This is a genomic window from Gaetbulibacter sp. NE, assembly GCF_025548475.1.
Classification (GTDB): Bacteria; Bacteroidota; Bacteroidia; order Flavobacteriales; family Flavobacteriaceae; genus Gaetbulibacter_B; species Gaetbulibacter_B jejuensis.
Window position 1 is genome coordinate 377,417 of the sequence record NZ_JAOQHY010000001.1, and the last position, 24,913, is coordinate 402,329.

The window sequence follows — 24,913 nt, forward strand, 5'->3', positions numbered from 1 at the left end:
ATGAGAGTTCTAACGACATTTACTTTTTTATTGATGACAGTCATTACCAACGGTCAAACAGTATCAAAATACATTATTGTTGACCAATTTGGATATCGTACAAATTCAGAAAAAATAGCTGTAGTTAGAGATCCTTTAACTGGTTTTGATGCTTCTGAATCCTTTGCTCCAGGGTTTAATTACGCTTTGGTAGATGCAACAACAGACACTCAAGTATTCACTGGAAATGTTGTTCCTTGGAACTCAGGTAATGAAGATGATTCTTCTGGAGACAGAGCTTGGTGGTTTGATTTTTCGAGCTATCAAACTCCTGGAACATATTATGTATTAGACATTAATCAAAATTTAAGATCATACGAATTCAGTATAGCTGATGATGTCTATGAAGAAGTTTTAAAACATGCGGTTAGAACATTTTTCTATCAGCGTGCAGGCTATGAAAAAAATGCTACTTACGCAGGAAATGATTGGGCTGATAGTGCAAGTCATTTAGGAAATTTGCAAGATACTGAGTGTAGAAAATGGGATTCACCAAATGATGCTTCAACTGAAAAAGATTTGAGTGGTGGATGGTATGATGCAGGCGATTACAACAAATACACGCATTGGACTGCAAACTATGTGTTTGATTTGCTAAAAGCCTATATTGAAAATCCAAATGCTTGGAGTGATGATTATGATTTACCATATTCCAACAACGGAACTCCTGATATTATCGATGAAATTATTTGGGGAATGGATCACTTGCTAAGACTACAAGAAACCAATGGTTCCATGATTAGTATAGTGGATTTGGACCATGCGTCTCCACCTTCATCAGCAACAGGACAAAGTCTTTATGGAGGCGTCAACACAACTGCTACGCTTTCTTCTGCAGGAGCATTTGCATTAGGATCTAAAGTTTTTGAAGGATTAGGAATGTCGGCTTATGCAAATACGTTAAGACAAAGTGCTTTAAGTGCATGGAATTGGGCAGATGCCAACCCAAATGTTATTTGGGAAAACAACAGTTCTTCTTATAGTTCAGTTGGTATTGGAGCAGGACAACAAGAAACGGATGATTATGGCAGGTTTGCCTTAAAAATAAGAGCAGCTATTCATCTTTATGATTTAACCAATACAAGCTTACCTGAAGACGCTAGCATCAATTCTACCATGAAAACTTTTGTAGAAAACAACTATCAAGATATTCATCTCATTCTTTGGAATTATGCTTTTCCTTTTGAACAAGGTAATCAGGATAACTTGTTATACTACTCCAGTCTTGAAAATGTAGATACTACAGTAGCAAATGTAATAAAAACGGTGTATCAAAACAGCATGAATTCTGCTAGTAATTTTGAAGGATTAACTAATGAAACCGATCCATATTTAGCACATCTTGAAGATTATGTTTGGGGAAGTAATGGTATCAAATCCAGAAAAGGATTAATGTTTACTAACTATGCATTACACGACGTTAACAGCTCTAATAATGCAGATGCTATGCGAGCTGCTGAACGTTACATTCATTATTTACACGGTGTAAATCCATTAAACTTTTGTTACTTATCTAACATGTACGATTATGGTGCTGACCATGGCGTTAATGAATTTTATCATACATGGTTTGGAGATGGAACTGATTGGGATAACGTACTAAACGACCCTTACGGACCTGCTCCTGGATTTTTAACAGGTGGACCAAACCCTTCCTATAATTGGGATGGATGCTGTCCTTCTGGTTGTTCTGGTTTAACATGTGATGCACCTCAAGTTGCAAGAATTCAAGGTCAGCCTAAACAAAAAGCCTATGACGATTTTAATACAAGTTGGCCCATGAACTCTTGGGAAGTCACCGAAAACAGTAATGGCTATCAAGTGGCTTACATTAGATTGTTATCACACTTTGTGAGTGGCTCAAGTTCACTTTCTGTAAAGGATAATGTTTTTAATGACGTTTCGTTTTCACCAAACCCTTTTACAGATAGTTTGACTGTTCAAGCTTCAAAACCATTCAACTATATCATTTATGATTTAAAAGGTGTAGCTATTGAAAAAGGGCATTGCGACCAAAATTGTAGTATTGGTAAAACGATTAAAACATCAGGTGTTTATTTGGCTAAACTATTTAACAATCAAAGTAGTAAAACTATCAAACTGATTAAAAAATAGAGTAGTTTAACGCGGAATTTTCCTTCAAAAATGCACTTCTCGATACAAAATTCTTGCAGAATTTTACTCGAAGTGACGCATGCGCACACGCTTAAACATTATTCATGTTAGTTTACTCCAAAGTAAAGTCTTGTTCTAATTCAGCATTAGAATCACCACCAACAAACACTTTAAAATCACCTGATTCTACCACAAATTCTCCTTGGTTCGTATAGAAACCAAGCTCCTTTTTGGTAAGTACAAATTCAACCGTTTTAGATGCACCTGCCTCTAACTCGATTAACTCAAATCCTTTTAATTCTTTAAGCGGTCGTATAACACTTCCAACCAAATCTCTTATATATAATTGCGCTACTTCCTTACCTTTTAAAGCTCCAGTGTTTTTAAGTGTAAAAGACACTTTTACTTCCTGATTTTCTTTGTAAGTATTAGTTACTTTTAAATTTGAATATTCAAAAGTGGTATAACTTAAACCATGACCAAATGGATACAAAGGCGTTTTCTCAACATCAGTATAATGTGACCAAAATACGTTTCCATCTTTATCGGTTGGTCTTCCTGTTGGGTAATTATTGTAATAAATTGGTGCTTGACCTACATTTCTAGGAAAAGACATTGGCAGTTTACCACTTGGGTTATAGTCTCCATATAATACGTTAGCAATCGCATTTCCAGATTCAGTTCCTAAATGCCACGCTTCAACAATGGCTGGAATATGTTCGCTTGCCCATTCTATAGCTAGTGGTCTTCCGTTGTTTAAAACCAACACCACATTAGGGTTCACCTTATAAACTTCCTCTAAAAGTTCTTGCTGAAGACCTGGTAAATCTAAATTGGTACGACTCCTACCTTCACCACTTTGAAAACCATGTTCGCCTAACACCATAACCACAACATCAGCTGCCTTAGCTGTTGCGATAGCTTCATCAAAACCAGAGGTATCAGTAGTGTTAATCTTTACTTCTTGTAAAAAGGATGAAGTGCCTTCAAAAACCTCAGGACCTCTAGAGAAGTTTAATGTGTTGCCTTTGTAAGACGACATACCTTCCAATACAGAAACCGCAGTATCATCATCTGAAGCGATTCTCCAGCTACCTAGAGGGCTTGACTTATCATCAGCCAAATCGCCAATTAAAGCGATGGTTTGACCATTCTTTTTAAGCGGTAGCAAATGGTTATCGTTCTTTAAAAGCACGATAGATTTTTTTGCCATATCCAAAACAGCTTCTCTATAGCTTTCATGGTAGGTCCATTCTTTTTCTCTATCGTCATCACAATACCTATAAGGATCTTCAAAAAGTCCTAACTCAAACTTCACCTTTAAAATACGTCTAACAGCATCATCTAAAATCGATTCTTTTACCACACCATCTTTAACCAATTGCGCTAATTCCTGAATATAAACATAACCTTCCATATCCATATCAGAACCAGCATTTGCAGCAATTTGAGCCGCTTGACGTTTATCTTTTGCATGTCCCCAAGGAATCATTTCATTAATAGAAGCCCAATCTGAAACCACGAAACCATCAAAATTCCAATCTCTTTTAAGAATGTCTCTTTGCAAAAACGAACTTCCTGTAACAGGAACACCATTTAAGGTATTAAAGGAGTTCATGAATGTTTTTACACCAGCCTCTGAAGCTGCTTTAAAAGGAGGCAACACTGTGTTGTAAAGTGTACCATTTCCTATATCAGCAACATTATAGTCTCTACCTGCTTCAGCAAAACCATAAGCTGCAAAATGCTTAGCACAAGCAGCAATAGTATTATGAGCAGAAAGATCATCACCTTGAAATCCGTTTACTCGTGCTTTGGCTATTAAACTTCCCAAATAAGGATCTTCACCAGCACCTTCCATAACACGTCCCCAACGCGCATCTCTTGAGATATCAACCATTGGAGCAAAAGTCCAGTTAATTCCAGAAGCAGAAGCCTCAGTAGCTGCAACACGTGCGGATTTTTCAATAGCTTGCAAATCCCAACTAGCCGATTCAGCCAACGGAATTGGGCTTAAAGTTTTATAACCATGAATCACATCAAACCCAATTAGTAACGGAATACCTAGTCTAGATTCTTCAACTGCAATTCTTTGAACCTTTCTTACCTCTTCAGCTCCTCTTACAGTTAACATCGCTCCAACCCATCCTTTTTTAAGATGATCGTATTTTAAGGCAGCATTTCCTTCTTCAGGCGCTGGTCCTGTAACGTCCCAAAACCCGTTATAAAGATTCATTTGTCCTACTTTCTCTTCAATGGTCATTTGTGATAATAACGACTCTACTTTCTGATTTATATCAACCTTTGTTTCTTCCATTTGAGCATGTGTTTTTGTGTTCACAAGACAAAGCAAAATAACTGCTACTGCACAAACTCTTGTGATTTTTATTGTTTTCATGATTGTTATTTAATTAGTTGTGTGGTAAAGCTAGACATTGGCAATCCTACTTTATTGAATATATTGGCTTCTATAGTATTTCCCCAAGCATACCTCACATACATAGGTTCCTTTACTTGTTTTGAAAACACTTCTATTTGATTTCCTTTTATTTTGAATTTCGCCGAATGAAATACCTCATCAGCTCCTGCTACTTCAAACTGACTGGTCTTTGACGTTGCATATAATCCGTCAGCATGATTAAACGTTACTAGAAGCTTGTTGTTTTTTACTTCTGCAGATGCATACAACGGACTTTCAACAACAGTATCTATTGTATGGTAGTGCTTTTTAAGTGCTAATTGAGCAAACCTGAGTCCTACATCTTTTTTATTACGTGGATGAATGTCTTTAAGGTCTCCTATATCTGAAGTGACAACCATTGCAGTTTTTGGCAATTCTAATGTGCGTCTTTGCGCATCCCTAACTTCTACACCTGCAAACTCATGGTAAGAAAAAGGCGCTATTTGAGCAAAGTAAAAAGGAATTTCTTTATTAAATGCTTGTCTCCAAGATTTAATCAATTCAGAAAAAATTAAATGATAAGACTTTGAATTTGCTGTATTATTTTCACCTTGATACCAAATCACTCCTGAAACATTAAGCTTAGTTAATGGATGAATCATAGCATTATATATACGACCAGGTTCATAAGGAGCCCATTCAACAGGATTGATTTTTTCAGATGCTTTTTTCAATTCATTATTCGTTTTAAAAATTGATTCTGGCATCCAAGTTTCGGCATAGCTTCCTCCCCAACTAGAATTAATCAATCCTATTGGAACGTCGAGTTCTTGATGTAGTTTTTTCCCGAAGAAATAAGCAACTGCACTAAAATACTGCATGGTTTCTGGTGAACACATTTGCCACTGACCATCCAGATTATCTTGAGGTGTTTCGGAAGAATGTTTTGACACTGTAAACAATCTAATATTAGGGAAATTTGCAGCAGCTATTGCTGTTTCAGCATCATCAATTCCTGCTGAGGCAGTCCACTCCATATTGGACTGACCAGAACACACCCAAACCTCGCCAATTAAAACATTATTCAGTTTAATTTCATTATATCCTTTGATTGTTATTGTATATGGACCACCTGCTTTTGGAGTTTTTAAAACTGCTTCCCATTTTGCATAATTAGTGCCTTTGGCTGTAATAGTATCATTACTCCAACTTGTTGTAATGGTTATGGGTTCGTGAGGATTACTCCATCCCCAAATTTTAACATTATCTTGCTGCTGCAACACCATATTATCACTAAAAAAAGATGGGATAGTGACATTAGCAAAAGAGCTCATTATAAAAGACAAGCTACCTATACAACACAAAATATATTTATTGTAAATCTTCATTAAATTAAATGTTTAGTTGGCCAATACCTTTTTGAAGAACGGAATTAGTTTTTCGGCCATTACTTTATTATCTGCTATACTTGGATGGTAATTACAACCATTAGCATACACATCATTGAATTGAAATATAGGAATTGTTCTATTAGAGTCCTTTTCAAAATGTGTTTTCACTTGCGTTAGGCAATCAATAAGCACGTCGTTTTTGTCTCCCTGAATCATTGGACTATTTAAAAGCACAACTTGAGTATTTGGGTAGTGTTTATATACTTTACCAACTAATTCTATATAACGTGTTACATAAGTTTCAGGATTGAAAGGTAAACGATCTTTGATGCCATCGCCTTGAGACATATCATTGGTTCCTAAACAGATGCTCACTAGCTTTGGTTTAACCTTAAAATCGTATAGTACATCATCATTAGTATTTAGGAATAAATTTTCATAAACCTCAGGCATAATAGGCTCGTCTTTATGCTCATCGTTCCAATTACGATAGATTCCCATACCAGAAACCGAACTCAAAATATAATCAGCGTTTAAAGCTCTTGCTACTATTGGCCCATATGCTAAATAAGCATTATGCTGGTCTATGTATTCACCTTTGGCATCACAAGGAACATCAGTAGGATCCATTAAAGCACCACAGGTTATAGAATCGCCAATAAACTCTATAGTAAATGCAGTATCTCTTTCAACTTTAGAAATAGCTTCAGCTTCTACACCATGAAAAAGCACCATACCACTTGCCGCTTCAGTTGCCTTAAAAATTCCAACCTTATTTTGCGTTTCTGTTTTAGGTAAAGCTATTTTAATGGAATTGATGGTGTCTCCAGAAATTGTATACCGTTTTTGATACTTATCATTTATTGTAAGCACAAAGTAGTTTCTTGGTTTGTATTCTGACTGGATATTGATTGTTAACGAATCTCCTGCCACATTGAATTCAACCGATGAAGCAGAACTTATCAACCCAACTGAATGCTCTTTTGTTATAATTCTTCCTGAATATTTAAAAACCTCATTATTAGATTGAAAAACATCTAATTGTTTACTTTCGGGATTCTTACAACACATAACAGCAAGCGTTAATAAGAGGTATGTAGTTTTAATGCGCACGCTAAAGTTTATTACAGAATAAAACTAGCAAAAAGTGTTTGATTTCAGTTATTAAAAAATTTCAAAAACTTATACTATTTTTAAAGTGCTCCTCTAAAAAAACAAGCCCTAAATCGAATCCATTTTATGAACTCACTTTAGGGCTTTGTATCTATTTGTGACCTCGAGAGGATTCGAACCTCCAACCCTCAGAGCCGAAATCTGATATTCTATCCAGTTGAACTACGAGGCCAAAAGCCTTACGCCAATTGTTGTCTTACAATTGTAGAAATGGTTTTACCATCAGCTTTTCCTGCCAATTGTTGTGTTACTATTCCCATTACTTTTCCCATGTCTTTCATCCCTTCTGCACCAACTTTAGCAATTACTTCTTTTACAACATTGGTTATTTCTTCTTCAGTTAACTGTTCAGGTAAAAATTGACTTATAACTTTTGCTTGTGCCAATTCAGGTTCTGCTAAATCAGCTCTATTTTGTTCAGCAAAAATTGCTGCACTATCTTTACGTTGCTTAACTAGTTTTGAAAGAATTTTTATCTCTTCTTCACTTGTTAATTCTTCTTTTGTACCTGTTTGGGTTTGTGCTAATAATATTTCAGATTTGACTGCTCTTAATGCTGCTAAAGCCAATTGGTCTTTTTCTTTCATTGCTGTTTTCATAGCAGCCATTACGTCTTGTTGTAAGCTCATACTAGTTTGAATTAATTAGAATTGCGAAGATACTAAGAAAAAACACAAAAAGTAAACCCGGAAACTACCATAAAGCTTCCGGGTTTGACACAAGTGTGAAACACTAAACTAAATTTGCTATTAATCTACGTTGTCGTGTAAAAATGAATTGTTACTTCTTAATTGAATATCGTCGTTGTCGTCAGTGCCAACAGACATTCTTGAAGCATTCGTATCAGAAGAATGTTGCGATTCTTCTAAATTCACACCTTGTCTTTTATATGCAGGTTCTTTTTCAATTTCATCTATTTTAGCATTGTTGAATTTGTAATTGAAGTCTTTCATTTTACGTCTTCTTTCATCTGCTCTTTCTTTTATTAAAGCAGAAATTGGACTGTTCATTGGGTCGACTTCTTCGTTTTCAACTTCTTCAACCTCTTCAGATGTAATTACTTTTTTCTCAAAAACAATTTCCTCTTCTACTTCAGGTTCTTTTGCCTTTTTAGTATTTATTGAAGATTCAAACGTTGAATATTCATCTAATGCATATCTAACTTCTCCTGTTTCATTGGCTTCTGTAACAGGAATAATCTCAACATGGTCGTTAACGTTAAGGTCTTTAACTTCATCATCTAAATCGAAAAGAATCTTTTCTTCTTTTTCTTGAATTTCTTCTTCTTCAATTTTTTGATTAGGAAGTGGTAAATCAAACGTTAATGTAAACTGCTCCTCTTCTTCTACTTGAATTTCTTCTTCTTTTACTTCTTGAACAGGAGTAATAATGAAATCTTCTTCACTAGGTACTTTATGGTCTAAAACCTCGTCGTAAACAACGTTTATTCCTTTAAGAAAATCTGTAGTTGGAATTAAATCCATCTTTTCATCCTGAGCTTGAATTTCATTATCATCTTCTTCATCTAATAATGTATGACGAACTACTTCAGGTGCTTTCTTTTCTTCCTTTTCTAATACAATATCTGGAGTTATGATAGCAGGATCTTGCTCTTTTACATTCATATCATCAGCATCATCTTCAAGAGCGTGTACTACTTTTTTAACTTCAGTATTAGAAATTTCATGCTGTTGATCAATATCGAAACCCGTTGCAATAATTGTAACTGAGATTGATTCTTCTAAAGATTCGTCTTCACCAACACCCATAATAATGTTTGCTCCATGACCTGCTTCATTTTGAATATGGTCGTTGATTTCACCAATTTCATCAATTGTGATTTCATGTGAACCAGACACGATAAGCAATAATACATTTTTAGCTCCAGTAATTTTGTTATCGTTTAATAGCGGAGAATCTAACGCTTTCATGATCGCTTCTTGCGCTCTGGTTTTTCCTGAAGCAGTAGCAGAACCCATTATTGCAGTTCCACTATTACTTAATACTGTTTTAGCATCACGTAAATCGATGTTTTGTGTATAGTGATGTGTGATAACTTCAGCAATTCCTCTTGAGGCTGTTGATAAAACCTCATCAGCTTTGGAGAACCCAGCTTTAAACCCAAGGTTTCCATAAACTTCACGAAGTTTATTATTATTGATCACCACTAAAGAATCTACATGACCACGAAGGTTTTCAATTCCTTTTTGTGCTTGTTCGTTTCTTGTTTTTCCTTCAAACTGAAATGGCATTGTTACAATACCTACAGTAAGGATATCCATTTCTTTTGCCATTTTAGCAATTATAGGAGCAGCTCCAGTACCTGTTCCTCCACCCATTCCAGCGGTAATGAATATCATTTTAGTGTTGGTATCCAACATTCTACGAATGTCTTCTAAACTTTCAAGTGCTGCTTGCTCACCAACATCTGGATTAGCTCCTGCACCTAAACCTTCGGTTAAGTTAACTCCTAATTGAATCTTGTTTGGGACACCACTGTTTTGTAGTGCTTGGGAATCTGTATTGCATATTACAAAGTCAACACCTTTAATACCTTGCTGGAACATGTGGTTAATGGCGTTGCTACCTCCTCCTCCAACTCCAATCACTTTAATGACGTTAGATTGGTTTTTTGGCAAATCGAAAGCAATGTTTCCTAATTCACTATTATTACTCATATAATTAGTTTTACTGGATTTATAATTAATTATTCTGCGTTATCTAAAAAATCTTTTACTCTTTCTGTTAATTTATCTAAGAACGATTTACGCTCTTTTTTAGGTTGACTTACAACCTCTTCATCAGCACTTTGTGCTTCCTCACTTACTTCATTTAAGCTTTCCTCTACTTCTGGTTCTTTTTCTATTCGTTTTCTTTCTTGACGTTTTAGTCCGTCCATCACCAAACCTACAGCTGTAGCAAATAAAGGACTTGCAATATCATCATCACTATCTCCTGCAAGATGCTCGTTAGGATAGCCAATTCTGGTATCCATTCCTGTGATATATTCAACCAACTGCTTTAAGTGTTTTAATTGAGCTCCACCTCCTGTTAAAACAATACCTGCAATTAGCTTTTTCTTTTGCTCTTCGTGTCCATAGTTTTTTATCTCAACATAAACTTGCTCAATAATTTCTACTACACGAGCATGTATAATTTTTGAAAGGTTTTTAAGCGTAATCTCTTTTGGCTCTCTTCCTCTTAGTCCAGGAATTGATACAATTTCGTTATCCTTATTTTCTCCAGGCCATGCAGAACCAAATTTTATTTTTAAAAGTTCAGCTTGCTTTTCAATGATTGAGCAACCTTCTTTTATGTCTTCGGTAATAACATTTCCACCAAATGGTATTACTGCTGTATGACGAATAATACCATCTTTAAAGACTGCTAAATCTGTTGTACCACCACCTATGTCAATAAGCGCAACTCCTGCTTCCTTCTCTTCTTGACTCAAAACAGCATTCGCTGAAGCTAATGGCTCCAAAGTGATACCTTCAAGTCCTAAACCAGAACTTTTTACGCATCTTCCTATATTTCGTATTGATGATACTTGACCAACTACAACATGGAAATTAGCCTCTAAGCGTCCTCCATACATACCAATTGGTTCTTTTATTTCTCCTTGTCCATCAACTTTATATTCTTGTGGTAATACATGAATAATTTCTTCACCTGGTAACATTACCAATTTGTGAACTTGATTGATAAGCTTATCTATATCTTCTTCATCGATTACCAATTCAGAATTTGGTCTTGTAATGTAATCGCTGTGTTGTAAACTTCTAATGTGTTGTCCCGCAATACCTACAGTTACTTCTTCAATTTTTAAACCTGCTTCTGCTTCTGCTTCTTGAACAGCTTGCTGAATAGACTGAATAGTTTGTGTAATATTATTTACAACACCTCTATGCACACCTAAACTCTTGGATTTACCAATACCAAGAATCTCAGCTTTTCCATATTCATTTTTACGACCAATCATAGCCACAATTTTTGTGGTACCTATATCTAATCCTACAGAAATTTTATTATTCTCCATTACTTACTTTTTGGTGCAAATGACTTGATTATCAAATTTTAAGTTCACTATGCTATAGCTATCCAATGTTTTATCTTTAAACGCTTTTTGGTAAAACGCTTTAAGATTGTTTATTTTCTTGTCTAACATTTTTAAAGCGCCTAATTGTATTTTGAAATCGTTCAATCTAAATTTTAAATCAATTGATTTATCTTCATTTTGATGAATCTCAATGACGTGTTGCTTTAAGAATTTATCTTCGCTGACTTTTTTTGCAATTTTGTATACATTGTCCAAGTCATTTTTTAAAACAGTTCCTGTAACCAGTGGTACTCTTGCTGTATAATTGTCAGACAAAGGCATAAACAACCCTTGACTATCAATATAATAAGATGCATTTGTACTAACTCTTGCTATAGGTTGCTTTTGCTCTATCTCAGCTGTAATTGAGCCATCAATACTCATATACACCTGAGCCTCTTTGATCATGGCATTAGAATTTAGGGCAGTTTCTAAAACATTCAAATCTATAATTTCTTTAGGCTTGTTCGTAACTCCCTCTTGATTTTGTATTAACAATTTACTAACAGTCTCTTGGGTTATAAACAAATCTTGACTACCAATAAATTTCACATTAGGAGCTGCAACTTTTCGACCTGAATTTCTTGCTGACGAAAACGCATAAAGAAACACCACTAACACTAGCAGCAACACGACTTTCATGTAATTTATTTTACTAACTCGCGACACTTAACGCTTCTTTTACATGTTTAACTTCTTCTCCTATATCTCCTGCTCCAATCATTAAAATAACTTGAGCATTACTTTTCTTTATTTCTGAAATAATTTCAGGCTTTTCAACCAGTTTTTTGTGGTTATGTTTCATCTTATCCAATAACCAATTAGAAGTTATACCTTCAATTGGCAATTCTCTAGCTGGATAAATATCAAGCAATAAGACCTCATCAAATTGCGACAAGGCTTCAGCAAATTCATCAGCAAAATCTCTTGTTCTACTGAATAAATGTGGCTGAAAAACTGCCATAACTTTTTGATTTGGATACATTTCTCGCACTGCTTGATGTACTGCATTTATTTCTTGCGGATGATGTGCATAATCATCAATTAGCACTAAATTTTCGGTTTTAATAGGGTAACTAAACCTACGTTTAACACCTTTGTAAGATGCTAAAGCTTTGGCGAGCTGTTTGGGAGGGCAACCATACTCCACAGCCATCGCCAAGGCTATTAATGCATTCGACAGGTTATGTCTACCAGGTAGGTTAAATTTGAAATTGTCAAGGGTAGTACTTGGTGTTGTTACATCAAACACATAAGTACCATCTATAATTTTTATATTTTTTACTGAATAGTCTGAATTATCTTCTATTCCGTAGGTAATTCCTTTTAATGGCAGTCCATTTTTTACGAAGAGTTTCCCGTTAGGCTTTAGTTTTTTAGAAAAATCAACAAACGAGTCTTTAAGCGCTTCGGCTTCTCCATAAATATCTAAATGATCAGCATCCATTGAAGTAATACATGCTAAATCTGGAGACAGGGTTAAAAACGAACGATCAAACTCATCCGCCTCAACAACTGTTACCTTTGTTCCGTTAAGGATTAAATTAGAATTATAATTCTCACTAATTCCTCCCAAGAAAGCAGTGACTTCCACTCCACACTCATTAAGTAAATGACCTAAAATACTGGTCGTAGTAGTTTTTCCGTGAGTGCCTGCAATAGCAAGACAAAACGTGTGCTTTGTAATCTCACCCAAAACCACTGAGCGTTTTAACACCTTATAACCATTATCAATAAAATAATTTAGCTCTTGATGTGCTTTTGGTATAGCTGGCGTATAAACTACCAACGTAGATTCAATATCTAAAAAGCGAGTAGGAATATTATCAATAGAATCATTGAAATGTACTTTAATACCTAGATTTTCCAAACTGTCAGTAATCTCAGTTTTGGTTTTATCATAACCCATAACTTGCTTATTGTTGGCTTTAAAATATCGTGCTAAAGCACTCATACCAATACCACCAATTCCTATAAAATAGACGTTATGTATGTTGTTATAATTCATTTATGATTCAATAATTTTTCAACCTCATTGGCTATATCTTTAGTTGCATTAACTAAAGCCAACTTTTTTATATTAGTTCCGAGTTCATTTTGCCTTTCAACCGAATTCACTAATTGCGAAAACTTGTTTTCAAAATCAACATCTAAATCGGATTCCTTAATTAAAATTGCAGCATCATTTTCAACAACTGCCATTGCATTTTTTGTTTGATGGTCCTCAGCTACATTAGGCGATGGAATAAAAATTACAGGTTTACCCACAACACACAACTCAGAAACCGAACTTGCTCCAGCTCTCGAAATAATAACATCTGAAGCCGCATAAGCCATATCCATATTGTTTAAAAAGGGATACACTTGTACATCTTCCATGTTGTTATATCTTTTATAAGCATCGTAGTACAGTTTACCACATTGCCATATCACTTGAACGTTTTGAGTTTGTATAAACTCCAATTCTTTTTCAATAAGTTCATTAATGCGTTTTGAACCTAAACTTCCTCCTAAAACCAATAAGGTATGTTTTCCATGACGTAACTTAAAAGTATCTTTAGCTTCAATAGCTTTTCCATCAATACTTAAAAGATCTTGACGTATTGGATTTCCTGTTTTTATGAGTTTTGATTTTGGAAAAAACCGCTCTAAACCATCATACGCTACACAAATTTTATCAACACTTTTAGCCAGCAGCTTATTAGTAATTCCTGGATAAGAGTTTTGCTCCTGAATTAAACTAGGAATTCGTTTTAAAGTCGCTACTTTAAGTAATGGTCCACTTGCAAAACCTCCTGTACCAATCACAACATCTGGCTTAAAGGTTTTAACTATTTTTCTAGACCTCAACAAGCTTGTAATCAGCTTAAATGGAAACGTTAAATTTTTAAGCGTAAGCTTACGCTGAATACCAGAAATCCAAAGTCCTTCTATTTCATAACCTGCTTGTGGTACTTTTTCCATCTCCATTCTATCCATAGCACCTACAAACAAAAATTCAGCATCAGGAAAACGAGATTTTAACTCGTTTGCAATAGCAATAGCAGGATAGATATGACCTCCTGTTCCACCACCTGACAATATGATTTTATAGTTACTCATTATATCGCTTCACTCAAAATTTCGAGCGGATTATCTTCTATATTTTCTTGTTCTTTAATTTCTTCTCTCTTTGCACTTACGCTAAGTATAATTCCTATAGCTAAACAAGTCATCCAAATTGATGTTCCTCCACTACTTATTAATGGCAATGTTTGACCTGTAACCGGAAACAACTCTACAGCAACTGCCATATTTATTAATGCTTGAAAAACAATAGGCAATCCCACTCCTAAAACCAAAAGTTTACCAAAAACCGTATCGGCTTTTTGAGCTGCAATTACAATTCTAAAAAGCAGCCACATGTAAGCCACCAAGACAACCATACCGCCAATCAACCCATACTCTTCTATTATTATTGCAAAAATGAAATCTGATGACGATTGTGGCAAAAAGTTTTTCTGCACACTTTTTCCTGGACCAACTCCTTTTATTCCACCTGACGCGATAGCTATTTTAGCCTGCTCTATTTGATAGTCTTCTTCAGTATCAACTCCATTAGAAAAATTTTCAATCCTGCTCATCCAAGTATCAACCCTATTTGGCATTGCACCCGGAAATGCCTTTGCAACCAATATAAACATGGTTAAACCTATAATTCCTGCACCTATAATTAGCGCTAAATATTTTACTGGATAACCACCAATAAACGCCAACATCATTACCATACTAAATATGATAGCTGTAGTTGAAAAATTAGCAGGAAGTATGAGCATTAATACTAAGAAAACAGGAACCCATAATGGCAGAATTGATTCTTTAAATGTTATTGTTTTATCCTTAATTTTTGAAAGATATCTTGCCACATAAACCATAAGTACCACTGAGGCTAAAGTGGACGTTTGAAACGACATCCCAACAATTGGTATTTGAATCCATCTACTAGCATTTGCTCCCTCAATAGTTGTACCTTGAAGCATCGTTACCACAAGCAATACCAATACAATTGGCAACATAATCATTGATATACCTCTAAAATACCTATAGGGCACTCTATGCACAGCATACATGATTGAAAACCCTAAAAACAAGTGCATAAAATGCTTAACAAAAAATGTAAAGGTGTTACCATTACCTCCTATGTATGCCAAATTACTCGCAGCACTATACACAGGCAGAAATGAGAATATAGCCAACAATGCAGCTATTGCCCAAATTAAACGGTCTCCTTTTATGTTATCAAACAGTTTTTGCACAAGTATTAAGTTTTATAAACTTCTTACAGCTTCTTTAAATTGACGACCTCTGTCTTCATAGTTTTCAAACAAATCAAAGCTTGCACAAGCTGGTGACAACAACACACTATCTCCTGCTTTGGCAATCTTGTATGCAATTTTCACAGCTTCGCTCATGTATTGAGTTTCTACGATAACATCAACCATTGAACTAAAGTTCTTCAATAGCTTTTCATTATCAACACCAAGACAAATGATTGCTTTTACTTTTTCGTTTACAAATGGATATAACTCCTCATAGTTATTGCCTTTGTCTTCTCCTCCAACTATCCAAATGGTTGGTGCATCCATACTTTCTAAAGCAAAATAAGTAGCATTTACATTTGTTGCTTTGGAGTCGTTGATGTACTGTACTTTATTAATTTTAAGTACACTTTCCAATCGATGTTCTACACCTTGAAAGTTCTCTAAACTCTCTCTTATTGTCTGTTTTCTAATTTTTAGCAAATGTGCTACTGTTGAAGCAGCCATTGCATTTTTTACGTTATGTTTTCCTTCTAATGCTAAATTTGCTGTCGGCATAATTATTTGGTCGTTATCAATTGTTATTTTTATTGTCTCGTTTTCTAAATAGGCTCCATTTTCAATAGGTTTAGTTAAAGAAAATGGCAACATTTTGGATTGAACAGGATGCTTTGCTAGCCAGTTTGTGATGACTTCATCATCCGCATCATAAATCAAATAATCGTCTTTAGTTTGATTCATTGCAATGCGAAATTTTGAAGCGATATAATTTTCAAACTGATACTCATATCTATCTAAATGATCTGGAGTGATGTTAGTGATAACTGCAATGTTTGGTTTAAAACTCACAATATCATCCAACTGAAAGCTGCTTATCTCTAACACATAGTTTTTATAGTACTTTTCTAATATTTGCTTCGCAAAACTGTCTCCTATATTTCCAGCTAATCCAACATCTAATTCTTGTTTTAAAATATGATGCGTTAAACTAGCTGTTGTAGTTTTACCGTTGCTACCAGTTATTCCTACAATAGTTGCATTGGTGAATTTTGAAGCAAATTCAATTTCAGAAACCACCTGAATTCCTTGAGCTCTAATTTGTTTTACTAAAGCTACTTTTTCAGGAATCCCAGGACTTTTCATTACTACATCAGCATTTAGAATTTTACTTTCTGTGTGCTTTTCATCTTCCCATTCAATCTCATTATGTATAAGAACCTCTTTATATTTTTCCTTTATTTTTCCCTTATCGGAAACAAAAACTTCATATCCTTTTTCTTTCCCTAAAAGTGCAGTTCCAACTCCACTTTCTCCTCCTCCAAGAATCACTAACCGTTTCATTTATCTTATCTTCAATGTCACTATTGATATGATTGCTAGCAAAATGCCAACAATCCAAAATCTTGTAACTATTTTACTTTCGTGATATCCTGATTTTTGATAATGATGATGTAATGGCGACATCTTAAAAATGCGTCGTCCTTCACCATATTTTTTCTTTGTATACTTGAAATAGCTGACTTGCATAACTACCGAAAGGTTTTCAGCTAAAAAGATTCCGCACAACACAGGAATCAACCATTCTTTTCTAACAGCAATAGCAATTACAGCTATAATTCCACCAATAGTTAAACTTCCAGTATCTCCCATAAACACTTGTGCTGGATAGGTATTATACCATAAGAAACCAATTAATGCTCCTACAAAAGCAGCGATGTAAATAGTGATTTCTTCAACTCTTGGGATATACATAATATTGAGGTAATCGGAAAAGATGATATTACCCGAAACCCAAGCAAAAATCCCCAGAGTAAGCACAATTATTGCAGATGTACCAGCTGCTAAACCATCAATACCATCGGTTAGATTTGCTCCATTGGAAACTGCTGTGATAATGAAAATGCTCACCAATATGAAAATGACCCAAGCATACTTATTTAGGTTTGGATTAATCCATGTAATCAAATCGGAATAATCAAACTCATTTCCTTTCACAAAAGGAATGGTGGTTTTTGTAGACTTTTCTTCAACATCAAATAACTTTGCTGGAGGCAAATTTGGGTTTTCAGCAAGCATTACTTTTTGCTGTTCTTCTGGTAATTTTTCTTTAATAGTTACATCATCACTAAAGAAAAGTGTTGCTCCAACTATAATTCCTAAACCTACTTGACCTAGAACTTTAAACTTTCCTTTTAATCCTTCTTTATCATTTTTGAATTTTTTGATATAATCATCAATAAACCCAATAGTTCCCATCCAAAGTGTGGTAATAACAAGCAAAATGATGTAAACGTTTTCCAATTTTGCCAATAACAATACAGGAATTAATGTTGCTAGAATAATGATGATTCCACCCATTGTTGGTGTACCAGCTTTTTCTACTTGACCTTCTAAACCTAAATCTCTAATAGTTTCTCCAACTTGCTTTTTTTGAAGGAATCTTATAATACGTTTACCATAAATAGTAGAAATTAACAGCGACAGAATAATAGCAATGGCAGCTCTAAAGGTTAAGTACCCAAAAAGCGATGCACCAGGAAACTGGAACTGTTTTTCTAAATATTCAAATAGGTAATACAACATCTTATTTTTGTAATTGCTTTAAAAATTCCTGCACTATTTTATAATCGTCAAAATCAAAGCGTTCGCCTTTAATTTCTTGATAGGTTTCATGACCTTTTCCTGCTATAAGAATAATGTCATTTGGTTGCGCCATTTGACACGCTGTTTTTATGGCTTGTTTTCTATCAACTATCGATAGTGTTTTTTTATAGTTTTGAGGTTCAACCCCTTTTTCTATATCTTCAATAATTGTCTCAGGAACTTCACTTCGCGGATTATCACTAGTAAAAATTACTTTAGTGCTCAGCGCAGACGCTATGTGTCCCATTTTTGGTCGCTTAGTCTTATCTCTATCACCACCACAACCAACAACCGTTATGAGTTCTTCATTTTTTGTTCTGATATTATTAATGGTTTCTAACACGTTTTTTAATGCATCAGGTGTATGCGCATAATCTACAATGGCTGTGATTTTTTCATCAGACACCAAATACTGAAAACGACCACTCACACTTTCTAATTCGCTAATGAGTTTTAAATTCTCAACTTTTTCAAGTCCTAATAATTCAGCTGTAGCATAAATTGCTAAAATGTTATAAGCATTAAAACTTCCAATCAATCGTGTCCAAACTTCATTATCATTAAGTTTTAAAAGCAATCCGCTAAATTGATTTTCTAAAATTTGAGCTTTATAATCAGCATACGACTTTAATGCATAGGTGATTTTTCTTGCTTTTGTATTTTGAAGCATCACCAAACCATTTTTATCATCGACATTTACCAATGCAAAAGACTTAGCTGGCAACTGATCAAAAAACTGTTTTTTCACATCTCTATATTCAGCAAATGTGTTATGATAATCTAGATGATCGTGAGAAAGATTTGTGAAAATACCACCTTCAAAAACCAATCCTTCTGTTCTATTTTGATGAATACCATGCGAACTCACTTCCATAAAGCAAAACTCCACACCTTCATCATTCATTTCACTTAAATACTTGTTTATTGTTAGAGAATCTGGTGTTGTATGTGTAGCTTTAAATTCTTTATCACCAACCATTATCTTTACTGTTGACAATAAACCAACTTTAAAACCAGCCTTTTTAAACAACTGATACAGCAATGTAGAAACCGTTGTTTTTCCATTAGTTCCTGTCACTCCAACAAGCTTTAAATTTCCTGATGGATTACCGTAATAGTTAGCAGCCATAAACGCCAATGCTTTACTAGCACTATCAACTTCTATGTAAGTGATTCCGTTTTGTAATTGCTCCGGAAGCGCTTCACACACTATAGCTTTAGCTCCTAGCTCTATTGCTTTTTCAATAAAATTATGACCATCAACAACCGAACCTCTAATTGCCACAAACACGTCGTTGGTTTTGATTTGGCGTGAATCAAACTCAATAGCATTTACCTGTACACCTGTACTACCTACAACTGCATTGATGGTTACTTTATACAATATGTCTTTTAACACTATCACGATGCTTCTAAAACAATTACTTGGTTCTTTTTAAGTTTTATACTCTTGTCTACTGACTGTTTTTTTATAATTCCACTTCCATTAAGTTTCACTTTCACTTCTACATCCATATTCTCTAATAATGCCAACGCGTCCATAGCAGACATCCCAACAACATCAGGCATTATGGTTTTATATTTTTGAGCTAACTCAAAGTAAGTATCAAAATCACTTTTAGTTTTAGCATCCACTAATTCTAAAGTTTCCACTTCATCAACTAAAGGCGTATCTGTATAGATTTTTTGAGCTATTTTTTTAAACACTGGACCTGACACATCTGCTCCATAATATCCAACACTTTTATCAGGCTCATGAATAACAACTATACACGAATACTTTGGATTTTCAGCAGGAAAAAAACCTGCAAAAGAGGATATATAATTGAGTTTATCTTTATTTGCATAGTCTTTTTGACACGTACCAGTTTTACCAGCCATTGAGAAATTAGGCGAGTACAACTTATGACCTGTACCGTGTTCTTTATCGACTACATTTTTAAGCAATTGCTTTACTTTAGAAACCGTTTCCTGAGAGCAAATTCTTGGGTTTATGATTTCTTTTTTAAATGGAACTATAGTTTCATCAAACTCTTTCACCTCTTTTAAAAACTGAGGTTTCACCATTTCACCATTATTAGCTATAGCATTATAAAATGTTAGCGTTTGAAGAGGCGTAAACGATACTCCATAACCATAAGCCATCCACTGCAATGCAATACCACTCCATCTTTTCTTATTATCAGGATGTGGAATAATTGGCTCTCCTTCACCTAAAATTGGCAAATCCAACTTTTGATTTAAATTCATTTGATACAAACGCTCAACAAACTTTTTTGGGTTGCTTCTATAATGCTGATCGATTGCAGAAACTATTCCTGTGTTTGAAGACACTTCAAAAGCTTTTCCTATAGAGATTTTACCATAACCTCCACGTTTAGAATCACGAACTTTTTTACCATAAAAGCTCAAGATTCCGTTTTTAGTATCCACAACATCACTTGTGTCTATTACCTTATCTTCTAAAGCAGCAGTAAGCGCCATTAGCTTGAATGTTGAACCTGGTTCATGCGACTCCCAAACTGCGTAATTTCTTCTTTCGTAATAATTCCCTTCAGAGTTTCTTCCTAAATTAGCAATTGCTTTTACCTCTCCTGTTTGGGTTTCCATCACCACAACACAACCATGGTCAGCTTTATATTTTTCTAGTTGTTCCAACAACGCATGATGAGCAATATCTTGAATATTAACATCAATAGTTGTATACACATCATAACCATCTTTAGGCTCTGTTTGGTTGTAATCAGTTATTGGTTTCCATTGACCATTACCTATCTTTTGCTTTAACCTATGACCATTAGTTCCTTTTAAGTACTCCTCACCATAAGCACCATCAATTCCTGCTCTTGTAACATTTCCATCTTCATCTACGCGCTCATAACCAATAGAACGATGCGCAATTCCACCCATTGGGTGCTCTCGCTTCGTATTCTGCTCAACTATTAAACCACCTTTTATAGCACCAAGTTCTAACAAAGGAAAATTTCTAACTCTTAAATAATCAGAATATCCAATATCTCTCGCTATTAAATAATATCTGTTTTTATTTGCTCTCGCTTTTCTAATTCTTTGTTGATGGTAAGAAGCTGGTTTTCCTGTGAATTTTGCCAGCGAATCGCAAAGCGGTTTTATATATTCGTGAAAGGTTTTGTTTTGAGGCTGTACAGCATCTAAACGAATATCATACTTAGGAATAGATGTCGCCAAAAGACTTCCGTCAGCCGAATACACATTACCTCTGTTAGCAGGAATCTCAACATTTTCAACAGCACGTTTTACTCCAAGATCTCTGTATTTATCACCTTGAATAAACTGAATATCCACTAACTTGTAAACCACAAGAAAGATGAACACAAACATGCATCCTGCAACAAAGTACAACTTGTTTAATATGTCTTTTTCAGTTACTGCCACTAGTTATTCCTGAGCTTTTACTTTTATTTTTTTTGGCGGAATTAATGAAGGCACAATACCTTTTTCTGCCATTTTTGTTACAATTGACGATTCCATTTTAAGCCTCATCAACCTTGAGCGTCCATCAACAAATGCTGAACGCAATTCTTTCACTTCATTATTAAGTTTCGCTATTTCATGTACTTTTTTATCTGCACTATGTGAACTCGCTATCATTATTATAGCCAAGGCAGAAATAAAAATGATAACTCTCCAGTTTTTAAAAGAGTCATCACTTATTAAAAATTTACCTTTCAGAATACCATAAATACCTTTCTTCATAGTTTTTCTGCAATTCTTAATTTTGCGCTTCTTGCTCTATTATTAATTTTTATTTCTTCTTGTGTTGGCACAATAAGATTTCCTACTTTTTTTAGAGGCACTTCAAAATTTCCAAATACATCTCGTTCTGGCTCACCTTCAAACAAGCCATTTCTTATAAATCGTTTTACCAACCTATCTTCTAACGAGTGATAAGAAATAAAACTTAAACGACCTCCTTTTTTTAGGAGCTCAGGTGTTTGCAACAACAGTTCTTTTAAGACCTCAATTTCTTGATTCACCTCAATTCGAATTGCCTGATAAATTTGAGCTAGTATTTTATTTTCTCTTTTAGGTTGCAAAAATCGTTTTAACACTAACTTTAATTGTTCACTAGTTTTTATCTCAGCTTTTGAACGCTCTTCAACAATTACTCTTGCCATTGCTGGAGCTTGACGCAATTCTCCATACTGATAAAAAACTTGACGCAATTGCTCCTCCTCATAATCATTAATCACATTGTAAGCCGACAAATGACTATTTTGATTCATTCGCATATCTAATTCCGACTCAAAACGAGTTGAAAACCCTCTTTCAGCAACATCAAATTGATGTGACGACACACCAAAATCTGCCAAAATCCCATCTACTTGCTTTACACCATAAAATCTCAAAAAACGTTTTATGAATCTGAAATTTTCATTTATCAACGTAAAACGCTCATCTTCTATAGCATTAGACAAGGCATCCTGATCTTGATCAAAAGCAAACAATTTTCCATCAGGACCTAATTGCTTTAAAATTGCCTTACTGTGACCACCACCACCAAAAGTGACATCCACATAAACACCATCAGGTTTAATATTTAAACCTTCAACTGTCTCATTAAGTAAAACCGGATTATGATATTCCATTGTCATCATCGTCTTGTCCCATTACTTCTTCAGCTAAGTCAGCAAAATCTAAAGCAGCATCATCAATAGCTTGCTCATACTTGTCTTTATCCCAAATCTCAATGATATGTATTGCCGAAGACACCACAATCTCCTTACTAATTCCAGAGAAAGCAATCAAATCTTTCGGGATTAAAAGTCGACCAGTAGCATCTACCTCAACCATTTTAACACCTGCCGTAAAGCGTCGTATAAAATCATTATTCTTTTTCTTGAACCTATTGAGTTTATTCACTTTTTGCATCAACAACTCCCACTCACTCATTGGATACAACTCCAAACAAGGCTGAAAAACCGCTCGCTTTAACACGAAACCATTTTGTAACACAGGAGACAACTGCTTTTTTAGGGCAGCAGGAAGCATTAGCCTTCCTTTGGCGTCAACTTTGCACTCGTATGATCCTATTAAAGTGTTCAAAATGATTATTTTATACTTCTAACGAATTCAATTCAAATATATTGAAAATATTACCACATTTTACCACTTTATACCACTTTTGTTAATAATTTTTTTATTTTAACAACAATTACGCGCTAAAACAGATTGTAGTTATTTAAAAATCAGAGGTTTATTTTTTTATGAAGACACATTGATTAGATTGTGAAAAACTCTATGAAAAACAATTTTTCACTAAGGGGTAAAAAAGGGAGTATTTATCAATGAAATAACTATATTTGTTTAAAATGACATCACTAACTAATACATGAAACACCTTTTAAAAACAGAAAAAAATTACAGTTATATTGAAGTAGGAGAAGGCACGCCAATAATTGTTTTACACGGTTTAATGGGAGGGTTGAGTAATTTTGATGCTGTTACAAATTACTACAGTACAAAAGGTTACAAAGTCATTATTCCTGAGTTACCAATCTACACCATGTCATTACTAAAAACCAATGTAAAAAGTTTTGCAAACTACCTGCATGATTTTATTGAGTTTAAAGAGCTAGATAACGTTATCTTGTTAGGAAATTCTCTTGGTGGTCATATTGGCTTATACCATACCAAAATGTATCCTGAAAAGGTTAAAGCGTTAGTAATTACAGGAAGTTCTGGACTATATGAAAGTGCAATGGGAAGTGGTTACACCAAGCGAAGTGACTATGAAGTTATCAAGAAAAAAGCCCAAGATGTATTTTACGACCCAGCAGTTGCCACCAAAGAAATAGTTGATGAAGTTTACGAAACTGTAAACGACAGAAACAAGCTTATAAAAACATTGGCAATTGCCAAAAGTGCGATACGACACAATATGGCAAAAGACCTTCCTAAAATGCAAACACCAACTTGTATTATTTGGGGAAAAAACGATACTGTAACTCCACCTGAAGTTGCTGATGAATTCCATAGTTTATTACCTGATTCTGATTTATTTTGGATTGATAAATGTGGACACGCAGCTATGATGGAACACCCTGAAGAGTTCAATTTGATTTTAGAAAAATGGCTTTCTGCCAGAAACTTTTAAAACATGTTAATTAAAACAGCAGAGTTTGTAATAAGCAATTCTGAAGTTACAAAATGCCCAAAAGACATATTGCCTGAATATGCTTTTATTGGTAGAAGTAACGTTGGAAAATCCTCGCTAATTAACATGCTCACCAACCATAAGAATTTAGCAAAAACCTCTGGAAAGCCCGGAAAAACGCAACTAATCAATCATTTTTTGATTAATAAAAACTGGTTTTTGGTGGATTTACCAGGTTATGGTTATGCAAGAGTCTCTAAGACTGCTAAAAAGAAATTTCAAAAATTCATTACCAATTATTTTGAACAACGTCAACAACTCGTATCCGCATTTGTACTAGTTGATATTAGACATAATCCTCAAAACATAGATTTAGAGTTTATGGAGTGGTTGGGAGAACATGGAATCCCTTTTTCTATTATTTTCACAAAAGCTGACAAGCTGAAACCTAAAGCTATTGAACGAAATATTTCAGAGTACGAAATGGAAATGCTTAAAACTTGGGAAGAAATGCCTAATTACTTTGTAACCTCTTCAAGTAAAGCCATAGGTAGAGAGGACGTTTTACAGTTTATTGACGACACGAACAAAGAAATTAACACTTTAAGAAACGAATAG

At 34.6% G+C, this 24,913-nt stretch carries 20 protein-coding genes and 1 tRNA gene; 3 read left to right on the forward strand and 18 right to left on the reverse strand.

All coding sequences use genetic code 11. The features are described 5' to 3' along the window. Positions 1–2,154, forward strand: coding sequence for a glycoside hydrolase family 9 protein (locus OD803_RS01835; protein WP_262732147.1), 2,154 nt, complete (start codon positions 1–3; stop codon positions 2,152–2,154). 112 nt (positions 2,155–2,266) lie between these two features. Here OD803_RS01835 and bglX read toward each other — a convergent pair whose 3' ends face one another. The 18 genes from bglX to mraZ form a co-directional block, all read right to left on the reverse strand. Further along, a complete protein-coding gene (gene bglX / locus OD803_RS01840; protein ID WP_262732148.1) occupies positions 2,267–4,552 on the reverse strand; it encodes a beta-glucosidase BglX in 2,286 nt (761 codons plus the stop codon). Positions 4,553–4,557: 5 nt separating this feature from the next. Continuing rightward, positions 4,558–5,943 carry a sialate O-acetylesterase gene (locus OD803_RS01845; protein ID WP_262732149.1) on the reverse strand — a complete coding sequence of 462 codons (1,386 nt, stop codon included), beginning with the start codon at positions 5,941–5,943 and terminating at the stop codon, positions 4,558–4,560. A 12-nt stretch (positions 5,944–5,955) separates the two neighbouring features. Further along, on the reverse strand, positions 5,956–7,017 hold the full coding sequence (locus OD803_RS01850; RefSeq protein WP_262732150.1) for an SGNH/GDSL hydrolase family protein: 1,062 nt from the start codon (positions 7,015–7,017) through the stop codon (positions 5,956–5,958). A gap of 200 nt (positions 7,018–7,217) precedes the next feature. Then, positions 7,218–7,291 (reverse strand) — tRNA-Arg (locus tag OD803_RS01855). A 7-nt stretch (positions 7,292–7,298) separates the two neighbouring features. Further along, complete coding sequence (locus OD803_RS01860) at positions 7,299–7,748, reverse strand: GatB/YqeY domain-containing protein (RefSeq protein ID WP_262732151.1); 450 nt, start codon at positions 7,746–7,748, stop codon at positions 7,299–7,301. 120 nt (positions 7,749–7,868) lie between these two features. After that, positions 7,869–9,797 (reverse strand): cell division protein FtsZ, encoded by a 1,929-nt coding sequence (ftsZ, locus tag OD803_RS01865; protein WP_262732152.1) that lies wholly within the window; start codon positions 9,795–9,797, stop codon positions 7,869–7,871. Positions 9,798–9,826: 29 nt separating this feature from the next. Continuing rightward, positions 9,827–11,158: a cell division protein FtsA gene (gene ftsA / locus OD803_RS01870; protein ID WP_129759321.1), complete on the reverse strand. Its 1,332-nt coding sequence runs from the start codon at positions 11,156–11,158 to the stop codon at positions 9,827–9,829. Between the two features lie 3 nt (positions 11,159–11,161). Next, a complete protein-coding gene (locus OD803_RS01875; protein ID WP_262732153.1) occupies positions 11,162–11,860 on the reverse strand; it encodes a cell division protein FtsQ/DivIB in 699 nt (232 codons plus the stop codon). Between the two features lie 13 nt (positions 11,861–11,873). Continuing rightward, positions 11,874–13,226, reverse strand: a complete 1,353-nt coding sequence (gene murC, locus OD803_RS01880) for a UDP-N-acetylmuramate--L-alanine ligase (RefSeq protein WP_262732154.1) — start codon at positions 13,224–13,226, stop codon at positions 11,874–11,876. Further along, a complete protein-coding gene (gene murG, locus OD803_RS01885) occupies positions 13,223–14,320 on the reverse strand; it encodes an undecaprenyldiphospho-muramoylpentapeptide beta-N-acetylglucosaminyltransferase (RefSeq protein WP_262732155.1) in 1,098 nt (365 codons plus the stop codon). The genes murC and murG overlap by 4 nt, the downstream gene beginning before the upstream one ends. Beyond that, complete coding sequence (locus OD803_RS01890; protein ID WP_129759325.1) at positions 14,320–15,513, reverse strand: FtsW/RodA/SpoVE family cell cycle protein; 1,194 nt, start codon at positions 15,511–15,513, stop codon at positions 14,320–14,322. The genes murG and OD803_RS01890 overlap by 1 nt, the downstream gene beginning before the upstream one ends. 12 nt (positions 15,514–15,525) lie before the next feature. Then, positions 15,526–16,857 carry a UDP-N-acetylmuramoyl-L-alanine--D-glutamate ligase gene (murD, locus tag OD803_RS01895; RefSeq protein ID WP_262732156.1) on the reverse strand — a complete coding sequence of 444 codons (1,332 nt, stop codon included), beginning with the start codon at positions 16,855–16,857 and terminating at the stop codon, positions 15,526–15,528. Beyond that, a complete protein-coding gene (mraY, locus tag OD803_RS01900; protein ID WP_262732157.1) occupies positions 16,858–18,099 on the reverse strand; it encodes a phospho-N-acetylmuramoyl-pentapeptide-transferase in 1,242 nt (413 codons plus the stop codon). A 1-nt stretch (position 18,100) separates the two neighbouring features. Continuing rightward, the gene (locus tag OD803_RS01905) at positions 18,101–19,564 is read right to left on the reverse strand and encodes a UDP-N-acetylmuramoyl-L-alanyl-D-glutamate--2,6-diaminopimelate ligase (RefSeq protein WP_262732158.1); all 1,464 of its coding nucleotides are present in this window, start codon (positions 19,562–19,564) and stop codon (positions 18,101–18,103) included. Beyond that, a complete protein-coding gene (locus tag OD803_RS01910) occupies positions 19,561–21,519 on the reverse strand; it encodes a penicillin-binding protein (protein ID WP_262732521.1) in 1,959 nt (652 codons plus the stop codon). The genes OD803_RS01905 and OD803_RS01910 overlap by 4 nt, the downstream gene beginning before the upstream one ends. A gap of 57 nt (positions 21,520–21,576) precedes the next feature. Next, positions 21,577–21,894: an FtsL-like putative cell division protein gene (locus OD803_RS01915; protein ID WP_129759329.1), complete on the reverse strand. Its 318-nt coding sequence runs from the start codon at positions 21,892–21,894 to the stop codon at positions 21,577–21,579. Next, on the reverse strand, positions 21,891–22,796 hold the full coding sequence (gene rsmH / locus OD803_RS01920; RefSeq protein ID WP_262732159.1) for a 16S rRNA (cytosine(1402)-N(4))-methyltransferase RsmH: 906 nt from the start codon (positions 22,794–22,796) through the stop codon (positions 21,891–21,893). Before rsmH ends, OD803_RS01915 begins: the two co-directional genes overlap by 4 nt. Further along, complete coding sequence (gene mraZ, locus OD803_RS01925; RefSeq protein WP_131506023.1) at positions 22,774–23,244, reverse strand: division/cell wall cluster transcriptional repressor MraZ; 471 nt, start codon at positions 23,242–23,244, stop codon at positions 22,774–22,776. The genes rsmH and mraZ overlap by 23 nt, the downstream gene beginning before the upstream one ends. A 286-nt stretch (positions 23,245–23,530) precedes the next feature. Here mraZ and OD803_RS01930 point away from each other — a divergent pair, with 286 nt between their 5' ends. Together OD803_RS01930 and yihA are read left to right on the forward strand one after the other, a co-directional pair. Continuing rightward, positions 23,531–24,295 carry an alpha/beta fold hydrolase gene (locus tag OD803_RS01930; RefSeq protein ID WP_129759332.1) on the forward strand — a complete coding sequence of 255 codons (765 nt, stop codon included), beginning with the start codon at positions 23,531–23,533 and terminating at the stop codon, positions 24,293–24,295. Between the two features lie 3 nt (positions 24,296–24,298). Beyond that, a complete protein-coding gene (gene yihA, locus OD803_RS01935; protein ID WP_262732160.1) occupies positions 24,299–24,913 on the forward strand; it encodes a ribosome biogenesis GTP-binding protein YihA/YsxC in 615 nt (204 codons plus the stop codon).